We start from the raw sequence: 19,322 nt of genomic DNA on the forward strand, positions 1-19,322 counted from the left end.
GCGGTCAGAGCCGGATGCCGGCGGTCACGGCGGCCGGACGCGAGCGGGTGCGGCCGCTGCTGCCGCTGTGGCTGGCGGTCCTGGTCTCGGCGGCAGGCGGGTGGGTGCTCGACCTCGCCTTCCCGGATGTGGGGTGGTGGCCGCTGGCGCCGGTGGGCGTGGGGATGGCGCTCGTCGCCCTCATCGGGCGACGACCCGGCGGCGCGCTGCTGGTGGGACTGGTCTTCGGCGCCAGCTTCTACCTCATCCACATCGTCTGGATCACCCGCTACCTGGGCCTCATCCCGTGGTTCGCCCTCGCGGGCATCGAGACCGTCTTCATGGGCGCGGGATCCCTGCTCCTCGCCGCCGCGTACGCGTGGGTGCCGCGGATCTCGGATCGGCGGGGGGTGCGGCTGGTCGCCCTCCCGGCGCTCGTGGCGGGCCTGTGGACCGCGCGGGAGCTGTTCATGGGGTCCTGGCCGTACACCGGCTTCCCGTGGGGGCGGATCGGGATGAGCCAGTCCGAGAGCCCGCTGGCGCACGTGGCCTCCTGGACGGGCGTCGCCGGCCTGACCTTCCTCATCGTGTTCCTGTCGGCGGCGGTGATCGAGTGGGGGCGGGCCCGGCGGTGGCGGGATGTCCGCACCGCCCTCCCCTCGGGCGTGGCAGCCCTCGTCCTGCTCGTCACGCCGGCCTTCCCGACGACGCCCGCCGGCGACCTGCGGGTCGGGGCGGTGCAGGGGAACGGGCCCTCGGGCTACTTCGACGAGCGGGCGCCCGACGCGGTGCTGGACGCCCAGCTCGCGGCATCCGCCCCTCTGCTGGGTGAGGACGTGGACGTCGTGCTGTGGCCCGAGGGCGGCATCGACTCCGACCCGCTCGCCGACACCGGGACGGCGGCGATCCTGGACGCGCTGTCGCGCCGGGTCGACGCACCCCTGGTCGTCAACGCCGCGACCACGCGCGGTGCCGACACCTTCAACACCTCGATGCTGTGGGTCGCCGGCGAGGGGGCGGTCGCGCTGCACGACAAGGCCAACCCCGTGCCGATGGGGGAGTACGTCCCCGACCGGTGGTTCTACGAGATGATCGTCCCCGACCTCGTGGGACTCATCCAGCGGGAGTACACGCCCGGGTCCAACCCCCCGTATCTCGACGTCGCCGGAGTCGGTGTGGGACTGGCGATCTGCTTCGACGTCATCTACGACGCCGTGATCTGGGAGGGCGCGCGCTCCGGCGCCGAGGTCTACATGTTCCAGACCAACAACGCCGACTTCCGGGACACCGACGAGAACCTGCAGCAGCTGGCCTTCGCGCGGATGCGCGCCATCGAGACGGGCCGGTCGGTAGTCAACATCTCCACCGTCGGCACCAGCCAGGTGATCGCGCCGGACGGCACGACGATCGACGGCCTCGGTGCGGGCGAGGCGGGGCACCTGCTGGTCGATGTCCCGCTGCGAACCGGCCTCACGCCCGCCGTCCTCGCCGGGGGTGCGGTCAAGCTCGTCCTCGGGTGGGGGAGCCTGCTCGCCCTGGTAATCGCCGGCCTCGTGCACCATGGGCGCACACGCAGAACGCCGGCCCCCGAAGGGACCGGCGCGCAGAGGACGCGTTGACTCAGGCGGTCTTCTTGTCCGCGGTCGAACCGGCGCCGCGGCGGGCGCGGAGCAGGGCCAGGCGCTCCTCGAGGAGTTCTTCGAGCTCGGGCAGGGTCCGGCGCTCGAGCAGCATGTCCCAGTGGCTGCGGGGGGTCTTGTCCCCGGAGTGGTCCACTGTCGCGGTGCCCTCGCCGATGCGGAGGAGGGCTTCGGCGCCGCACGTGCGGCACTCCCACGCCTCGGGCACCTCGGCGTCGGCCGCGAAGGTCAGGGTGGTGTCACGTCCACAGGACGTGCAGCTGTAGACGTGCTGTGCACGCTCATGGAAAACGACGCCCTCTTCGCTCTGTAGGCTCTGGGCGCCGAGTCGGATGCCGCGCAGGCTGCGGTCTGCCATTGTGTGGTCCTCTCGTCGCTGATCAGGTATAACGAACACACCTGGGCGGATCATCCGAACTGGCGGGGCGAAACGGCCATTCACAGCCGATGCTCAGCGGTCGGCGCTCTGCGTCAGCGGCCCGCGCGCGAAGCCACGACGCGCAGCGCTCGCGCGGTGTCGTCGGTGACCAGGCCGTCGACCCCGAGGTCCAGCAGCCGGGACATGCGGGCCGGTTCGTTCACCGTCCACACGTGCACCTCGGCGCCCGCCCGGTGCGCCGATTCGACCAGGCCCCGCGTGACCACCCGGACCCGGCCGTGGTGCTCGGGAACCTGCAGCGCGTCCACGCCCGCGAGTGCGCGGCGGGTGAGGACGTGCGAGCGCAGCCGGACCGCCGCGACCACGCGGGCGACCGTGGCCGTTCCGGCCGACGTCGCCGGGCGGATCGCGGCGCCCGCGCGCTCGGCGGCGGCGAGCGCCGCCCGGCGGCGCGCATCCGAGAAGCTCGTCAGCAGCACGCGCTCGGCGTGCGGCGCCACGAGCGCGCCGACGGCCTCTGCCGCGGTCGCGGCCTTGACGTCGAGGTTGAACCGCGAGTCGGGGAAGGCCTCCAGCGCCTGGCGAAGCGTCACGAGGCCCCCGCGCTCGGACATGATGTCTTCGAGCTCGCGAAGGACGACCGCGGCGACGGGGCGCGGATCGCCGGCCACGCGCACCAGGTCGTCGTCGTGGAAGAGGACGGCCTCGCCATCGGCGGTGAGGTGGCAGTCCGACTCCAGGTACTCCGCACCGGCGGCGTGCGCGGCGGCGAGGGCGAGGAAGGAGTTCTCGGCGATCCCGTGCGCGGCATCGGCGGGCGTCAGGTAGCCGCGGTGGGCGAGGACGCGGGGATGGTCCCCGCCGAACCAGGGATGCCGGGGGTCACGCCCCGTCATCGCGGAGCCCCGGCGCCGACGCCCGCGCCTCGGAGGCGATGTCGTCCGCGGCGGTCGCCGCCTCGCGTGCCGCGGCGACGGCCGCGTCGGCGGCGCGCGTGCTCTCGGCGTCCGGCGTGGCGCGGACGCGCGGTCCGCCGCCGGGCGCCGCGCGGCCCCCGAAGGCGTCGCCGATGCCCTTCAGGGCCTCGGTGAACTCGCTCGGGATGATCCACATCTTGCTCGACGAGCTCTCGGCGATCTTCGGCAGGGTCTGCAGGTACTGGTAGGCCAGCAGCTTGTCGTCCGGGTCGCCGACGTGGATCGCGTTGAAGACCATCTCGATCGCCTCGGACTCGCCCTGGGCGCGCAGCACGGCCGCCTGCTTGTCACCCTCGGCGCGCAGGATCTCGGCCTGACGCCGCCCCTCCGCCTCGAGGATCTGGGACTGCTTGGACCCTTCGGCGGTGAGGATGGCGGCGCGGCGGTCGCGCTCGGCGCGCATCTGCTTCTCCATCGAGTCCTGGATCGACGCGGGCGGGTCGATCGCCTTGAGCTCGACGCGCGAGACGCGGATGCCCCACTTGCCGGTGGCCTCGTCCAGGACCACGCGGAGCTTGCTGTTGATCTCGTCGCGGCTGGTGAGCGCCTCTTCGAGATTCAGGCCGCCGACGACGTTTCGAAGCGTCGTGGTGGTCAGCTGCTCGACGGCGCCGAGGTAGTTGGCGATCTCGTACGTCGCGGCGCGGGCGTCGGTGACCTGGAAGTAGACCACGGTGTCGATCGACACCACGAGGTTGTCCTCGGTGATGACCGGCTGCGGCGGGAAGGACACCACCTGCTCGCGCATGTCGATGAGCGGGCGGAGCCGGTCGATGAACGGCACCAGCAGGTTCAGCCCCGGTGAGAGCGTGCGCTGGTAGCGGCCGAGGCGCTCGACGATGCCGGCGTTGGCCTGCGGGATGATGCGGATCGCGCGGAAGAGCACCACCACGACGAAGATCGCGATGACGACCAGCAGGATGACGACGAAGATCTGTCCCACGAACTGCCCGATGTCCACCATGATGTTCCCCCTCAGTCGGTGCGATGGTCCGCGTCCAGCGGTGACACCTCGACGGTCGCCCCGCGCACCGCGCGCACCCGCACGCGGTCGCCGACGCCCGGCGCGGCATCCGGTCCGTCCGGCGCCAGGCGCGCCGTCCACGTCTCGCCGTTGTCGAGCTTGACCGACCCGGCGCCGTCGACGAACGCTGTCATGACCCGCCCGCCCATGCCGTACAGCGCGTCGACGTTCATCGGCACCGCGGCGGAGCTGCGCCGGAGCGCCCGCAGCAGCAGCGGCCGGATCGTGAACAGCAGCAGCGCCGACAGCGCCGCGGCGGCGCCGATCTGCAGCCACCACGGCCCGCCGAGAAGGTTCACCCCGAGCCCGCCGACGAGGGTGCCCGCCGCGAGCATCAGGAAGGTGAACTCCAGGCTCAGCAGCTCGATGATGACGAAGACGAACGCCAGCGACAGCCACAGGATCCACAGGTACTGCGTCAGATCCGGCAGCATCGAGCGGTCCCTTCGGCCTGGTGTGGCTCGACCCTATCAACCCCCCGGCCGGCGGGGCCGGGATTGATAGGGTCGACTCGGCCCGCCCGTCGCGCGAGCCCCCGCACCGAGCCGATGGAGCACCCATGACCCAGCCACTCGCCCCCGGATCCCTCGCCGGCCGCACCGCCCTCGTGACGGGCTCGTCGCGGGGCATCGGCGCCGACACGGCGCGCTACCTGGCCGAGGCCGGCGCGAACGTGGTCATCAACTACCGCAACAAGGCCCCGCGCGCCGAGAAGCTCGCCACCGAGCTGCGCGGCCTGGGGGTGGAGGTCCTCGTCGTCGGCGCCGACCTCACCGACGCCGAATCGGTGCAGGCCATGTTCGACGCGGTGCGCGAGGCCTTCGGCTCGCTCGACGTCCTCGTGCTCAACGCTTCGGGGGGCATGGAGGCGGGCATGGGGGAGGATTACGCGCTGCAGCTGAACCGTGACGCGCAGGTGCGGGTGCTCGAGACCGCCCTGCCGCTGCTGTCCGACGGGTCGCGCGTCGTCTTCGTCACGAGCCACCAGGCGCACTTCATCCGGACCACGCCCACGATGCCCGAGTACGAGCCGGTCGCGCTGTCCAAGCGCGCCGGCGAGGACGCGCTCCGCGAGCGCATCCCGGCCCTCACCGAGCGCGGCATCGAGTTCGTCGTCGTCTCGGGCGACATGATCGAGGGCACCATCACCGCGACGCTGCTCGAGCGGGCGAACCCGGGCGCGATCGCCTCGCGCCGGGAGTCGGCGGGCAAGCTGTACAACGTGCAGGAGTTCGCCGCCGAGGTCGCCCGGGCGGCGGTGGAGCCCGTCCCCGCGGACAACACCCGGCTCATCGGCGACACCGGCTCGTTCGCGGGGGAGTGAGGTCGTGCGAGCGCGGGACATCGAGACCCTCGTCGCCCTCGGCCGCCCCGCCCTCGCCCCGGACGGGTCGTTCGCGGTCTTCGCGTCGTCCCGGCCGGACATCGCCGCCGACCGCGCGGTCGGGCAGCTGTGGCGTGCGGAGCTGCCGGGCGGCACGGTCCGCCGGCTGACCCGCGGCGTCGCCGACAGCGCTCCGAGGCTCTCGCCGGACGGCACGCGCGTGGCCTTCCTGCGCGCCGACGGCAAGGGCAAGGCGCAGCTGCACGTGGTCGAGGCGGCCGGCGGCGAGCCCATCCAGGTGACGGATGCCGCGCTGGGCGTGTCCGAGGCGGCGTGGTCGCCCGATGGGCGCACGCTGGCGTTCGTCGCGCGCGAGCCCGAGCGCGGGCGCTACGGGACCGTGGAGGGCCTGGATGCCGGAGCGGAGCCGCCGCGGCGGATCACCGGCATCCGGTGGCACGCCAACGGACTGGGCTACACGATCGACCGGCCCTCCCATGTCTTCCTCGTCGCCGCTCCGGGCCGCGATGACGAGCCGCTGTACGACCACGCTCCCGATCCCGATGCCGACGCGTCCCCGCGACGGGTCGTCCGTCATGACGCCCGCCGGGTGAGCGGCGGCGAGCTCTCGCACAGCGGGTGCGTGTTCACGCCCGACGGCAGCGAGATCCTCACCGTCGTCGACGATCTGCAGCCCGCGCGGGCCGATCTGCGCAGCCGCGTGATCGCCCTGCCGGTCGACGGCGAGGCGCAGCCCCGCGAGGTCATCGGCGCCCACGCCGGGCTCGGCGTCCAGGACGTCGTCGTCGCCGATGACGGGACGATCGCCCTGCTCGCGCACGACGTGGGCGAGTCGGGCGTCGACTTCATCGCGCCGGGCGTCGGGCTGTGGCTGCTCGAGGACGGCGTTCCGCGGGCCCTCACCGATCTCGAGACCGTCGACCTCGGTGAGGTGGGCAGCCACCTGACCGCGGTCGGCGACGACTTCCTCGTGCAGGATCGGGCGCGCGGGCGCGTTCGGCTGCTGCGCGTATCGCGCGACGGCGCGGCCACGGAGCTCCTGGACGGCGACGTCGAGGTGCTCGGGCACGCCGCCGCCGCAGGTGTCGTGGTGGCCACCGCCGCCAGCCCGACCTCGGCGGGCGAGCTGCGCGTGGTGGGGGAGGGCGAGCTCACCGACTTCGGCGCCGCCGCCCGCGCCGCGGGGATCGTCGCGCCGCGCGAGCTCACCGCCGAAGGGCGCGACGGCTATCCGGTGCACGGCTGGGTCGCCGTCCCGGCGGGGGAGGGGCCGTTCCCGGTCCTGCTCCAGATCCACGGCGGACCGTATGCGTCCTACGGCATACACCTCTTCGACGAGACCCAGGTACTCGTCGATGCCGGCTACGCGGTCGTGTACTGCAACCCCCGCGGATCGGCGGGATACGGGCGCGCCCACGGGCGCAGCATCCGCCAGCGGATGGGTACCGACGACTTCGCGGACGTCATCGACTTCCTCGAGGCGGCCGTCGCGTCCGATGCGCGACTGGACGGCGCACGCGTGGGCGTGATGGGCGGCTCCTACGGCGGCTACCTCACCGCGTGGGTGATCGCCCACGACCACCGGTTCGCCGGCGCGATCGTCGAGCGCGGCTTCCTCGACCCGGTCAGCTTCCAGGGGACGAGCGACATCGGTTCGTTCTTCGGCGACGAGTACGTCGGAGTGGACCCCGAGCAGATCGCGCGGCAGAGCCCCATGGCCGTCGTCGACCGCGTCCGCACGCCCACCCTCGTGCTGCACTCGGAGCTCGACTACCGGTGCCCGCTCGAGCAGGCGACGCGCTACTACTCGGCGCTGCGCCGGCACGGCGTGGATGCCGAGATGCTCGTCTTCCCGGGCGAGAACCACGAGCTCACGCGCTCCGGACGGCCGAGGCATCGCGTGCAGCGGTTCGATGCCGTGCTGGAGTGGTGGGACCGGCACCTGCCGGTGCACGCCGCCGGCGCCGTCAGCTGAGCAGGAGCGTCACGGCCAGGAGCACCGGCAGGCAGCCGACCGTGGTGAGGAAGACGGTGTCCCGCGAGATCGTCTCGCCGATGCCGTAGCGCTGGGAGTAGTTGAAGACGTTCTGCGCGGTCGGCAGCGCCGCCAGGACCACGACGACCAGCACTTCGGCGGGGGAGAGGCCGAACCAGACGGCGACCGCCCACGCGATCGCCGGCATGACGAGCAGCTTCAGCGCGGTCGCCAGCAGGATGTCCCGGCGCCGGCCGCTCGGGCCCAGCACCCGCTGGCCGTGCAGCGAGATGCCGTAGCTGATGAGCAGCACCGGCACGCAGGCCGCGGCGATGAGACGCGCCGGCTCCATCACGATCGGTGGCAGCGTGACGCCGGTCACCGACACCAGCGTCCCGAGGGCGGACCCGAGGACGATGGGGTTCGACAGCGTCCGCCCGAGCGTGCGCCACAGCGACGACCGGCCCGACGTGACGGCATCCAGGATCGCCATCGTGATGGGCGTGAACACCAGCAGCTGCATGAGGATCACGGGTGCCGGGAACGCGGCGCTGCCCAGCAGATACAGCGACAGCGGGATGCCGATGTTGTTGGAGTTGACCTGGCCGGCGCTGAGCGCGCCGATGACGGTCTCGCCGACCGAGCGCCGCCACAGCAACCGGGCCACGACGATGTAGACGGCGAACACCGCCACGGCGGCGATCGCCGACACGGGCAGCAGCGCCGAGAACAGCGTGCGGACGTCGGCCTCGGCGAGCACGACGAACAGCAGGAAGGGCGACAGGACGAAGAACGTCAGTCGTGCGAGCACCGGCCGCGCATGCTCACCCAGCAGATCGATGCGCCCGAGGATGTAGCCCACGACGATGGCGACACCGACCACGACGAAGCCGGTGAGCGATTCGAGCACGATCCGAGCCTACGACCCGTCGCTACGCCCGAACGTGCGCTTGCCGATAATGCACATTATGTCACCTCATTGAGCGACTGCACGAGAACGGGGCGGCGCCCATCCGGCGCCGCCCCGCTGCTTCGACCGCTGGGTTACAGGCCCGCGGTGTCGTCGGTGGTGCTCGTGCGCTGACGCGTCACGCGCTGGTTGGTGGCGGGGTCGATCTCGGTGCGCGAGATGCTCTCGCTCTGACGGCGGCGCAGCATCAGGATGAGGCCGATGAGGAAGACGACGACGCCGGCGCCCATCAGGATGTAGCCGATCAGATCGAGGTTCACAGCTTCGACCTCGACGTTCACCGCGAACGTGAGGATGGCGCCGATGACGAACAAGACGATTCCGGTTCCGATGCTCATGCGAGGTTCCTTTCCGGGGCGGCGGGGGTGCTCCCCTGGCGCGAGGCGACAGCGCGCCTCATTCCGCAGGATGGCAGTCGGGCGGATCACCATGCACGGGCTTGACAGGACCCGCGATGATGTGATCCGGATGCCGCTGTCTGAGCCCATCGCTAACGTCGGAGCATGGCAGTCTCTCCCCCGCACGTGGTCTTCTTCACCGCCGCGACGCTCGACGGGTACCTCGCCGACGACGTCGATTCGCTGGCGTGGCTCTTCGCGGTGCCCGGCGCCGCCGAGGCCGAAGAGGGCATCGGCGGCTTCCTCGACGACGTGTCCGTGCTGGTCATGGGATCCACGACGTACCGCTGGGTGGTCGAGCACGAGGACCTCGACGCGCATCCGGAGCGATGGCCGGCGATGTACGGCGACCGCCCGACCTTCGTCTTCTCGTCGCGCGTGCAGCCCTCGCTCGGGGACGCGGACATCCGGGTGCGGCAGGGCGACGTCGACCTGGTGTGGGACGAGATCGCCGAGGCGGCCGCGGGCGGCGTGGTGTGGCTCGTCGGCGGCGGCGACCTCGTCGGCCAGTTCGCCGACCGCGGCCACCTCGACGAGATCCGCGTCTCGATTGCACCCGTGACCCTCGGCGGCGGTCGCCCGCTCCTCCCCCGGCGCCTCGAGTCGGATCGCCTGACGCTGACATCCGTCGGGCGGACGGGTCAGTTCGCCGAACTCCGCTACGCCGTCGCGCCGCCCGGAGCCACCTGAGACCACGTCGCGTGCTTCGGCTCGCGGCCGTCACCGGAGGACGTGCCGGTGATCCGGCGGCGCACCCACGGCCCGACGTGTTCGCGGTAGTAGGCCGCCTGGCCGACCCCGATGGCGGGCAGCTCCGGGAGGGACCACCACTCCCCCGGAGCGCCCACACCGAGGGCGTCGAGCACCCGTGCCGCGACCCGGTGATGCCCCCGGCTGTTCATGTGGAGTCGATCCGCCGACCAGTACGGCGGGGTGGATAGCTCGGGATCGTGCCAGTTGAATGCCCGCACGATGTCGTCGCGGTCGGCGATCGCGGCGGTGACGGCCGCGGTCAGCAGGTCGCCCCGGCGCTGGATCACGCGGCTGAACGGCAGCTGCCCCGACGGGTTGGCCCCGGCCAGGAGGATCAGCCGCACACCTTCCTCATCGCAGCGCCGGATGACATGCGCGAACGCCTCGACGATGTGCGCGATGCTCGTGCGCGGCCGCAGCATGTCGTTGCCGCCGCCGTTGAACGACAGATGCGTGGGCTTCAGAGCGAGTGCGGGCTCGAGCTGCTCCTCGACGATCGGCCACACGAGCCTGCCGCGGATGGCGAGGTTGGCGTAGGACACCGGCTGACCGGCCGCGTCGGCCCAGCCCTGCGCGACGAGGTCCGCCCACCCGCGCGTACGGCCGTCCGGCAGCTCGTCGCCGACGCCCTCGGTGAACGAGTCGCCGAGCGCGACGAAGCGGATGTCCTTCATCCGCCCAGCGTACGTCGTGCTCAGCGGTCGTCGAGCGCGAGCCCGCGCCGGTCGATCAGCCCCCACGCGGCGCTGGCGCCGACGGCGAAGAACGCCGCGAAGACGATGAACAGCACCGGGGCGCCGCCGAGGGCCAGCAGCGGCGGCACGCTCAGCGGGGCGAGTATCGACGCGATGCGTCCCGCGCCCGCAGCCCACCCCGAACCCGTCGCCCGCAGCGACGTGGGATACATCTCCGGGGTGACGGCGTACAGCGCCCCCCACGCGCCCAGGTTGAAGAAGCTGAGCGCCATCCCGGACGCGATGACGGCGGCCTCGGTCGAGGAGGTGCCGAAGAACACCGCCGCGATCGCGGATCCCACCAGGAACACCGAAAGGGTCAGTCGCCTGCCCCACTTTTCGATCAGCCACGCGGCGGCCGCGTAGCCCGGAAGCTGGGCCAGCGTGATCACGAGCGTGAAGCCGAACGACCGGACCAGGTCGTAGCCCTGCGACACCAGGATCGAGGGGATCCAGATGAAGGCGCCGTAATACGAGAAGTTCACGCAGAACCACACCGCCCAGAGGGATGCCGTGCGCACACGGAACTCTCCCGACCACAGCGCGCGCAGCCGCTCGCCCGTGGTCGTCGCCGCCGGCGGTGCGGCGACTGCAACGGCAGCAGTGCGGCGGGCGGCGGAGGTGCCCATCGCCGCCGACTCCTCGAACGAGCGCACCACCTGCTCCGCCTCGGTGTGGCGTCCCCGGCGCTCCAGCCACCGCGCCGACTCCGGCAGGCCCCACCGCACGACCAGGGCATAGGCGGCCGGGACGGCGCCGATCGCGAACGCCCAGCGCCAGCCGTCGTCGGAGCCCGGGATCACGAGGAATCCGATCAGAGCCGCCGCGGTCCATCCCAGCGCCCAGAAGGCCTCGAGGATCACGATGAGGCGGCCGCGCATGCGCGCGGGCGCGAACTCGCTGACGTACGTCGAAGCGACGGGCAGCTCGGCGCCGAGGCCGAGGCCGACGAAGAAGCGCAGGACCAGCAGCGCCGCCAGGCCGCCGACGAGGGCGCTCGCGCCGGTGGCGACGCCGTAGATCAGCAGCGTCAGAGCGAACACCTGGCGGCGGCCGATCCGGTCGGCCAGCAGGCCGCCCAGCGTGGCGCCCACGGCCATCCCCACGAACCCGATCGACGCGATCCACGAGGTCTCCCCCGGCGTCAGCTGCCACTGCACGGCGACCGCGGCGAGGATGAAGGAGATGAGCCCGACGTCCATCGCGTCCAGCGCCCAGCCGATGCCCGAGCCGGTCAGGACGCGAGCATGACGTCGGGTGAAGGGCAGCCTGTCGAGGCGCTCCGAAGGGCCGACCGCGGTGTCTGACATGACGCTCATGGTACGGAAACGGCGACTGTTCGGGATCTTCGAATGGATCAGTTCGAAGTCATGCGCTTTTCACAGGGCATTCACCTGCACCACACTTGCCACAACGCCCATACACATCGCCGTGTGCGCTGAGCCCCGTGAGCGCCCGAACGAAAGGCTCCCCCCGTGACCCCCCACACCTGGCTGATCATCGCGCTGGTGATCTACTTCGCCGCCATGATCGGTATCGGCGTCTACGCCGCGACCAAGACGAAAGACCACGAAGACTACATGCTGGGCGGCCGGAACCTGCCGCCCGCCGTCGCGGCCCTCTCGGCCGGCGCGTCGGACATGTCCGGCTGGCTCGTGATGGGCCTTCCCGGCGCGATCTACGCAGCGGGTCTCGTCGAGGCGTGGATCGCCGTCGGCCTCACGATCGGCGCCTTCCTCAACTGGAAGCTGGTCGCTCCGCGTCTGCGGGCCTACACCGAGGTGGCCAATAACTCCATCACGATCCCGAGCTTCTTCGAGAACCGCCTGCGGGACAAGACGCGACTGCTGCGCATCCTCTCGGCGGTCGTCATCCTCATCTTCTTCACCCTTTACGTCTCGAGCGGCATGGTCGCCGGCGGCGTCTTCTTCCAGAGCGCCTTCGGTGGCGACTACCTCGTGGGCATGCTGCTTGTCGGCGGCGTCACGGTGTCGTACACCCTCTTCGGCGGCTTCCTCGGCGCGTCCCTCACCGACATGGTGCAGGGCATCATGATCCTCGCCGCCGCCCTGATCGTCCCCGCCCTGGCGGTGGTCGCCCTCGGCGGGTTCGACGAGGTGGGCCCGGCCCTCGACGCCGAGCACCTCTCGCTGCTGGGCGGAGACGCCCTGACCGGCGCGACCGTCATCGGCATCATCTCCGCTCTCGCGTGGGGCCTCGGCTACTTCGGCCAGCCGCACATCATCGTGCGGTTCATGGCGCTGCGCAACGCCCAGGAAGCCAAGGTCGCCCGCCGCATCGGCATGACGTGGATGATCGTTTCGCTGATCGGGGTGATGTCCGCCGGCTTCATCGGCATCGCCTTCTTCGAGCAGCGCGGCACGCCGCTGGACAACCCCGAGACGGTGATCCTCGAGATGGCGCAGCTGCTGATGCACCCGCTCATCGCCGGCCTCGTCCTCGCCGCCGTCCTCGCGGCCATCATGTCCACGATCTCGAGCCAGCTCATCGTCACCTCGTCCGCCCTGGTGGAGGACGTCTTCCTGGCGATGCGCAAGCCGAAGCCGTCGCAGCGCGTGCTGGTGATCCTCGGCCGGGCGTGCGTGCTCGTCGTGTCGACCATCGCCGTCGTCCTCGCGCTGAACCCCGAGTCCTCGATCCTCGAACTTGTCTCGTTCGCCTGGGCCGGCTTCGGCGCCGCGTTCGGCCCGACGGTGCTGCTGTCGCTCTTCTGGCGGCGCCTGACCGCGTGGGGCGCCCTGGCCGGCATGGCCGCCGGTGCCGCGACGGTGCTGCTGTGGCCGCTGCTGAACACCGGGCTCTACGAGATCGTCCCCGGCTTCGGGCTCAACCTGCTGGTCGCGTGGATCGTCAGCCGGCTCACGTACCGCCACGAGCCCGAGATCGACGAGGAGTTCACCCGCACCGGCGCGATCGTGACCATCGGCACGCCGCAGCCTGAGCCCGCCGCCAAGGGCGAGTGAGGGCGCGTGGCGTCACGCGAGCATGTCGTGCACGAGTGGCGCCACGCGGGTCCCGTAGAGCTCGATCGAGCGCATCATCCGGTCGTGCGAGAGCGTGCCGGTCGAGAACTTCATGTCGAAGCGGTCGGCGCCGAGCGTCGTGACCGTCGCCGCGATCTTTCGGGCGACCGTCTCGGGTGAACCGACGTACAGTGCGCCCTCCGGCCCGACATCGTGCTGGAAGCGCATGCGGCTGTACGGCGGCCACCCGCGCTCGCGTCCGATGGTGTTGTTCATCGCCTCGAAGCCCGCGTACGCCTCGTCCCACGCCTGCTGATCGGTCTCGGCGATGTGGCCTGGCGAGTGCACGCCGACGGGCAGGACGGGACGGCCGAGTGAGGCCAGGGACCGGCGGTAGAGGTCGGCGAAGGGTCGGAAGCGCTCGGCCGGCCCGCCGATGATCGCGAGCATGAGGCCGTAGCCGTAGCGGGCGGCGCGGACGACGGATTCCGGAGAGCCTCCCACGCCGACCCACGCGGGGAAGCCCGCGGCGGTCTTCGGGTACACATCTGCGTTCTCCAGCGGCGCGCGCAGCGTCCCCTGCCACGTCACGGGGCGCTCGTCGCGGAGCTGCGAGAACAGGTCCAGCTTCTCTTCGAAGAGGGTCTCGTAGTCTCGCAGGTCGTATCCGAACAGCGGGAAGGACTCGATGAACGACCCCCGGCCGAGGATGACCTCCGCGCGGCCGTGAGAGACGGCATCCAGCGTGGCGAATCGCTCATAGACCCGGACGGGGTCGTCGCTGGAGAGCACGGTGACGGCCGTGCCGAGCCGGATCCGCTTCGTCCGCGCGGCGGCGGCGGCCAGGACGATCTCGGGGCTCGAGATCGCGAACTCCTTGCGGTGGTGCTCCCCCACGCCGAAGAAGGCCAGCCCCACCTCGTCGGCCAGCACCGCCTCGTCGACGACGTCTCGGATGGTCTGGTCGTACGACACGAGGTCCCCCGCCTCGTCGCGGGTGATGTCGCCGAAGGTGTCGAGGCCGAGCTCGACCGGTGCGGTGGCGGTCATGAGGACGATCCTTCCATTCATGCGAATGAACCGCGCGACCGTCGCGCACATTCCCGCCGCGCGGGCATCGATCCGGCGTACCGTGGCGCCCATGGCGTTGTTCGACGATCGCGCGGATGCCGGCCGGCAGCTCGCCGCCGTGCTGCAGCAGGCCGGGACCGAGGTCTTCCGCGTGTACGGCATCCCCCGCGGCGGCGTGGTCGTCGCTGCCGAGGTGGCGCGGGTCCTCGGGGTCCCGCTGCGCGCGATCGGCGTGCGGAAGCTGGGGACGCCCGGGCACGAGGAGTTCGCGGTCGGTGCGATCGCCGAGGACGTTCGCGTCGTCCACGCCGACGCCGTCCGCCGCGACCGCGTCACGGCGGAGCAGCTGGACGAGGTGGAGCGGCGGGAGCGGGCGGAGCTCGCGCGCCGGCGCCGGCTGTTCGAGCCCGAGGCCGACGATGTCGGGGGCCGGGCCGTCCTCGTCGTCGACGACGGGGTGGCCACCGGTGCCACCGCCGAGGCGGCCTGCCGCTCGCTGCGCGCGCGGGGCGCGGCATCCGTGATCCTCGCCGTCCCCGTCGCGCCGTCGCGCTACGAGCCGGCGACCGGGGTGGCCGATGCGTACGTCTGCCCGAACCGGATGCCGGACTTCTGGGCGGTCGGACCGTTCTACCGCGACTTCACCCAGGTGGAGGACGCGGAGGTCGCCGCGCTGCTGCGCGACGACCTCCGCGGAAGCGACGGCTGACTCAGCCGACGAGCGCCATGCGCAGGGTGTCCAGGCCCACGCCGCCCACGTCCAGCGCGCGCTTGTGGAACTGCTTGATCGAGAAGGCGTCGCCCTCGCGCTCGGCGACCTCGTCGCGCAGCTGCTCCCAGATCCGCTGGCCGACCTTGTAGGCCGGCGCCTGGCCCGGCCAGCCGAGGTAGCGGTTGACCTCGAAGCGGACGAACTCCTCGGGCATGTTCACGTTGGCGAGCATGAACTGCAGCGCGTAGTCGGCATCCCACACGGCCTCGCCGTCGGGTCGCGGCTTCTCGAGGTGCACGCCGATGTCGAGGACGACGCGGGCCGCCCGCATCCGCTGACCGTCGAGCATGCCGAGGCGGTCCGCCGGGTCGTCGAGGTACCCGAGCTGCTCCATCAGCCGCTCGGCGTACAGCGCCCAGCCTTCGGCGTGGCCGCTCGTGCCGGCCAGCAGACGCCGCCACGAGTTCAGCTGGGCGCGGTTGTAGACCGCCTGCGCGATCTGCAGGTGATGTCCCGGCACGCCCTCGTGGTACACGGTGGTCAGTTCCCGCCACGTGTCGAACTCGGTCACCCCCTCGGGGACGGACCACCACATCCGGCCGGGACGCGAGAAGTCGTCGGTGGGGCCGGTGTAGTAGATGCCGCCCTCGTTGGTCGGAGCGATCATGCACTCCAGCCGCCGGATCGGCTCGGCGATGTCGAAGTGCGTGCGCCCGAGCTCCTCCACCGCGCGGTCCGAGGTCTGCTGCATCCACTTCTGCAGCGCCTCGGTGCCGTGGAGCTTGCGCGAGGCGTCCTGCTCGAGGAACTCCACGGCCTCTTCGACCGACGCGCCCGGCTTGATCTCGTCGGCGATCGCCTCCTGCTCGGCGACCATGCGGGCCAGCTCCTCGAGCCCCCACTCGTACGTCTCGTCCAGGTCGATGGTGGCGCCCAGGAAGCGACGCGAATGCAGGGCGTACAGTTCGCGGCCGACGGCGTCCTTCTCGGGCGCGGCGGGCACGAACTCGGTGCGCAGCACCTCGGCGAGGTGGTCGTAGGCGACGCGGGCCGCGTTGGCGTTGTCGGCCAGATCGCGAGCGAGGGCGGCCGGCAGCTGGCCCTCGGCGGGGGCCGCGTCACCGGCGAACTCCGCGAAGAAGCCGGCCTTGGCGGTGTAGCGCGCGATCTGGGTGATCACCTCGCTCACCTGCCTGCGGGCAGGCAGGGAACCCGAGGCGGCGCCCGCGCGCAGCGTCTCGATGTAGCCGTTCACCGCGGTCGGCAGTGCCCCGAGCCGGGTCGAGATGACGGACCAGTCCTCGGCGGTGTCGGTGGGCATGAGGTCGAACACCGCCCGCAGGTTCTGCGCGGGGCTGGCGATCACGTTGAGATCGCGCAGGTGCCAGCCGGCGTCGTGCAGGTCGAGGTCCAGTTCCAGCTCGCGCACGAGGTCGGCCTTCGTGACGACGTCGATGTCGTCCACGGGCTCGGCGGCCTTCAGCTCGGAGAGCGTCCGGCGCGCGGCGTCTGCGAGGCGGTCGTGGCCGGCCGGGGAGGTGTCGCCGAACCGGTCGTTGTACTCGAAGCGTCCGATATAGGTCGCCACGGTGGGTTCGAGCTCGACGAGGGTGTCCACCCACGCATCGGCGATCGTGTCGACCGGCGTGGGGGTGCGTGCAGGTTCAGTCATCCCTCGAGCCTAATCCGGGCGGGCGCGCGTCGGCGAGTGCGCGCTGCGGGGCGGTGGCGCGAGACCGCCTCAGTGCCCCGCTTGGTTCCAGTCCTGCCCGCGCCCGATCTGCACCTCGAGCGGCACCGAGAGGGCGGCGGCGTCGCCCATGCGCTCGCGCACGATCCGCTCGGCGGCATCCCACTCCCCCGTGGCGACCTCGATGACGAGCTCGTCGTGGATCTGCAGCAGGACGCGCGAAGCGAGGCCCGCGGCCGCGAAATCGTCGTGGATGTGGACCAGGGCGATCTTCATGATGTCGGCGGCGCTGCCCTGGATGGGCGCGTTCAGCGCCGCCCGCTCGGCGTTCTCGCGGAGCACCCGGTTGGGACTGGCGAGGTCGGGGAACGGCCGCCGCCTGCCGAAGATCGTCTCGGTGTAGCCGTCGATGCGGGCCTGCTCCACCGACGATCGCAGGTAGTCCCGCACGGCGCCGAACCGGGCGAAGTACTCCATCATGAGCTGCTTGGCCTCGGACTGCTCGATGCGCAGCTGCTTCGACAGACCGAACGCCGAGAGGCCGTACACCAGGCCGTACGACATCGCCTTCACCTTCGTGCGCATCGGGGCGGTGACGTCCTCGGGGGCGACGCCGAACACCCGCGCACCGACGAAGCGGTGCAGGTCCTCGCCGGAGTTGAACGCCTCGATCAGCCCGGGGTCCTCGGACAGGTGGGCCATGATCCGCATCTCGATCTGCGAGTAGTCGGCCGTCAGCAGCGTCTCGTACCCCTCGCCCACTTCGAAGGCCGCGCGGATGCGCCTGCTCTCTTCGGTGCGGATCGGGATGTTCTGCAGGTTGGGGTCGGTGCTCGACAGCCGGCCGGTCTGACTGCCCGTCTGGACGTAGGTGGTGTGGATCCGCCCGTCCGGCCGGATCGACGTGTCGAGGGATTCGATGATCTGCCGGAGTTTCGTCGCCTCGCGATGCTGGAGCAGCAGGTCGAGGAAGGGATGCGGCGCCGTCTCTTGCAGATCGGCGAGGACGGCGGCGTCGGTGGAGTACCCGGTCTTGGTCTTGCGGGTCTTCGGCAGCTGCAGCTCTTCGAACAGCACCTCTTGGAGCTGCTTGGGCGAGCCGAGGTTCACCTCGCGGCCGATCGCCGCGAACGCGCGCTCGGCGATCCCGTCGGCGCGTTCGCCGAGGTCGCGAGAGAACGACGACAGCTTGTCGTGCGAGACGGCGACGCCCGCCAGCTCCATGTCGGCAAGCGCCGTGAGCGTGGGCAGTTCGATGTCGGCGAGGACCGCGGCCACGCTCGGCGCCATCTCGCCGCGCAGCGCCGCGGTCACCCGCACGGCGAACCACGCGAGCTGGCCCGGGGTGGCTCCCTCGGTCTCGGGGACGAGCTGGCTCGGGTCGGCCTCGGGAAGCTTCTCGTTCAGGTAGCGCTCCACCAGGTCGGCCAGCGTCTTGTCGGGGAAGCTCGGCCGCAGCAGCCAGCCGGCGAGGATCGGGTCGAACGCCAGTCCCCCCGGGCGCAGGCCCGCTCGGCGCAGGGCCTTCACCTGCGTCTTGCCGTCGCTCATGATCTTCGGCGCGGCCGACTCCAGCCACGGACCGATGGCGGCGGCGACGTCGTCGCTCCAGGTCGCCTCGGCCGCGGCATCCGCCGTGGCCACGCCGATCCGGCGGGGCAGGCCGTTCTCGACGACGAGGGCCACGGCCACCTCGCCCCCGGCGGCCGCGAGCCACGCAGCGAGTCCGGCCGGGTCGGGTTCGGCGGGCGCCGGCATCGGCTGGGCGGGCGACGTCGCCTGGGGCGCCATCGCCTCGTCGACGCCGGCGGCCTCGAACACGCGCGGCAGCAGGGTGCGGAACTCCAGCCGGGCGAAGATGTCGCGCACGGCCTGGGCGTCGATGGGGCGGACGGCGAGGTCGGCGGGTCCCACCGGCAGCTCGACGTCGGTGAGCAGCCGGTTCAGCGCGCGGTTGCGGCGGACGTCGTCCAGATGCTCGCGCAGATTGCCGCCCACGACGCCCTTGATCTCGTCGGCGCGGCGAAGCAGCTCTTCGAGGGACCCGAACTGGGTGAGCCACTTGACGGCGGTCTTCTCGCCGACTTTCGGCACACCCGGCAGGTTGTCGCTGGTCTCCCCCACCAGCGCCGCGATGTCGGGATACTGCGCCGGCGGCAGACCGTACTTCTCCACCACGGCGGCGGGGTCGTAGCGCTTGAGCTGGGACACCCCCTGGACGTTGGGGTACAGCAGCGTGATGTCGTCGGTGACCAGCTGGATCGTGTCCCGGTCGCCGGAGCACACCAGCACGTCATAGCCCTCGGCGGCACCCTGCGTCGCCAGCGTGGCGAGGATGTCGTCGGCTTCGATGTCCTCCTGCGCGAGCACGGTGATGTTCATCGCGGCGAGGCACTCCTGCAGCAGCGGGATCTGCCCCTTGAACTCCGCCGGGGTCTCGGAGCGATTGGCCTTATACTCGCTGTACTCGCGCGTGCGGAAGGACTGCCGCGAGGTGTCGAAGGCCACCGCCAGATGGGTGGGCTTCTCGGCCTTGATGAGGTTCACGAGCATCGCCAGGAACCCGTAGATCCCGTTGGTGTGCTGGCCGTCCTTCGTCGAGAAGTTGTCGACGGGCAGAGCGTAGAACGCGCGGTACGCCAGCGAATGGCCGTCGACGACGAGGAGGGTAGGCTTTGCGGAGTCCGTCAC

The 19,322-nt window shown here is 71.4% G+C and carries 17 protein-coding genes; 6 read left to right on the plus strand and 11 right to left on the minus strand.

Annotated elements, in window-relative coordinates:
* Window positions 1-14: 14 nt before the first annotated feature.
* A complete protein-coding gene (gene lnt / locus ACYVF4_RS00355; RefSeq protein ID WP_460720699.1) occupies window positions 15-1,598 on the plus strand; it encodes an apolipoprotein N-acyltransferase in 1,584 nt (527 codons plus the stop codon).
* Window position 1,599: 1 nt separating this feature from the next.
* Here lnt and ACYVF4_RS00360 read toward each other — a convergent pair whose 3' ends face one another.
* From ACYVF4_RS00360 to ACYVF4_RS00375, 4 genes are all read right to left on the minus strand, one after another.
* Window positions 1,600-1,977, minus strand: coding sequence for an RNA polymerase-binding protein RbpA (locus ACYVF4_RS00360; RefSeq protein WP_460718640.1), 378 nt, complete (start codon window positions 1,975-1,977; stop codon window positions 1,600-1,602).
* Window positions 1,978-2,090: 113 nt separating this feature from the next.
* A complete protein-coding gene (locus ACYVF4_RS00365) occupies window positions 2,091-2,894 on the minus strand; it encodes a glycerophosphodiester phosphodiesterase family protein (RefSeq protein WP_460718642.1) in 804 nt (267 codons plus the stop codon).
* Window positions 2,881-3,939 (minus strand): SPFH domain-containing protein, encoded by a 1,059-nt coding sequence (locus tag ACYVF4_RS00370; RefSeq protein WP_460718644.1) that lies wholly within the window; start codon window positions 3,937-3,939, stop codon window positions 2,881-2,883. The genes ACYVF4_RS00365 and ACYVF4_RS00370 overlap by 14 nt, the downstream gene beginning before the upstream one ends.
* An 11-nt stretch (window positions 3,940-3,950) precedes the next feature.
* Window positions 3,951-4,433, minus strand: a complete 483-nt coding sequence (locus ACYVF4_RS00375; RefSeq protein WP_460718646.1) for an NfeD family protein — start codon at window positions 4,431-4,433, stop codon at window positions 3,951-3,953.
* Between the two features lie 125 nt (window positions 4,434-4,558).
* Between ACYVF4_RS00375 and ACYVF4_RS00380 the strand changes: the two genes are divergently transcribed.
* Window positions 4,559-5,323, plus strand: coding sequence for an SDR family oxidoreductase (locus ACYVF4_RS00380; protein WP_460718648.1), 765 nt, complete (start codon window positions 4,559-4,561; stop codon window positions 5,321-5,323).
* A gap of 4 nt (window positions 5,324-5,327) precedes the next feature.
* Window positions 5,328-7,319, plus strand: coding sequence for a S9 family peptidase (locus ACYVF4_RS00385; RefSeq protein ID WP_460718650.1), 1,992 nt, complete (start codon window positions 5,328-5,330; stop codon window positions 7,317-7,319).
* On the opposite strand, the gene ACYVF4_RS00390 is transcribed toward ACYVF4_RS00385, so the two are convergent.
* Both ACYVF4_RS00390 and ACYVF4_RS00395 read right to left on the minus strand, forming a co-directional pair.
* Window positions 7,312-8,229 (minus strand): AEC family transporter, encoded by a 918-nt coding sequence (locus ACYVF4_RS00390; protein ID WP_460718652.1) that lies wholly within the window; start codon window positions 8,227-8,229, stop codon window positions 7,312-7,314. The two genes, ACYVF4_RS00385 and ACYVF4_RS00390, sit on opposite strands and share 8 nt — an antisense overlap.
* Window positions 8,230-8,363: 134 nt before the next feature.
* The gene (locus ACYVF4_RS00395) at window positions 8,364-8,627 is read right to left on the minus strand and encodes a DUF6458 family protein (protein ID WP_460718654.1); all 264 of its coding nucleotides are present in this window, start codon (window positions 8,625-8,627) and stop codon (window positions 8,364-8,366) included.
* Window positions 8,628-8,792: 165 nt separating this feature from the next.
* Between ACYVF4_RS00395 and ACYVF4_RS00400 the strand changes: the two genes are divergently transcribed.
* Window positions 8,793-9,377 carry a dihydrofolate reductase family protein gene (locus tag ACYVF4_RS00400; protein WP_460718656.1) on the plus strand — a complete coding sequence of 195 codons (585 nt, stop codon included), beginning with the start codon at window positions 8,793-8,795 and terminating at the stop codon, window positions 9,375-9,377.
* Here ACYVF4_RS00400 and ACYVF4_RS00405 read toward each other — a convergent pair.
* Both ACYVF4_RS00405 and ACYVF4_RS00410 read right to left on the minus strand, forming a co-directional pair.
* A complete protein-coding gene (locus tag ACYVF4_RS00405) occupies window positions 9,347-10,114 on the minus strand; it encodes an SGNH/GDSL hydrolase family protein (protein WP_460718659.1) in 768 nt (255 codons plus the stop codon). The genes ACYVF4_RS00400 and ACYVF4_RS00405 overlap by 31 nt on opposite strands.
* A 20-nt stretch (window positions 10,115-10,134) precedes the next feature.
* Complete coding sequence (locus tag ACYVF4_RS00410; protein ID WP_460718661.1) at window positions 10,135-11,484, minus strand: MFS transporter; 1,350 nt, start codon at window positions 11,482-11,484, stop codon at window positions 10,135-10,137.
* Between the two features lie 165 nt (window positions 11,485-11,649).
* On the opposite strand from ACYVF4_RS00410, the gene putP reads away from it, so the two are divergent.
* A complete protein-coding gene (gene putP / locus ACYVF4_RS00415; protein ID WP_460718663.1) occupies window positions 11,650-13,158 on the plus strand; it encodes a sodium/proline symporter PutP in 1,509 nt (502 codons plus the stop codon).
* A 12-nt stretch (window positions 13,159-13,170) separates the two neighbouring features.
* Here the strand turns inward: putP and ACYVF4_RS00420 are convergent, their stop codons facing one another.
* Complete coding sequence (locus ACYVF4_RS00420) at window positions 13,171-14,208, minus strand: LLM class flavin-dependent oxidoreductase (protein WP_460718665.1); 1,038 nt, start codon at window positions 14,206-14,208, stop codon at window positions 13,171-13,173.
* A 91-nt stretch (window positions 14,209-14,299) separates the two neighbouring features.
* Here ACYVF4_RS00420 and ACYVF4_RS00425 point away from each other — a divergent pair, with 91 nt between their 5' ends.
* A complete protein-coding gene (locus ACYVF4_RS00425; RefSeq protein WP_460718667.1) occupies window positions 14,300-14,938 on the plus strand; it encodes a phosphoribosyltransferase in 639 nt (212 codons plus the stop codon).
* 1 nt (window position 14,939) lies between these two features.
* Here the strand turns inward: ACYVF4_RS00425 and ACYVF4_RS00430 are convergent, their stop codons facing one another.
* Together ACYVF4_RS00430 and polA are read right to left on the minus strand one after the other, a co-directional pair.
* On the minus strand, window positions 14,940-16,613 hold the full coding sequence (locus ACYVF4_RS00430) for a DUF885 domain-containing protein (protein ID WP_460718669.1): 1,674 nt from the start codon (window positions 16,611-16,613) through the stop codon (window positions 14,940-14,942).
* A gap of 69 nt (window positions 16,614-16,682) precedes the next feature.
* Window positions 16,683-19,322 carry a DNA polymerase I gene (gene polA, locus ACYVF4_RS00435; protein ID WP_460718670.1) on the minus strand — a complete coding sequence of 880 codons (2,640 nt, stop codon included), beginning with the start codon at window positions 19,320-19,322 and terminating at the stop codon, window positions 16,683-16,685.

The organism is Microbacterium aureliae (assembly GCF_054780155.1).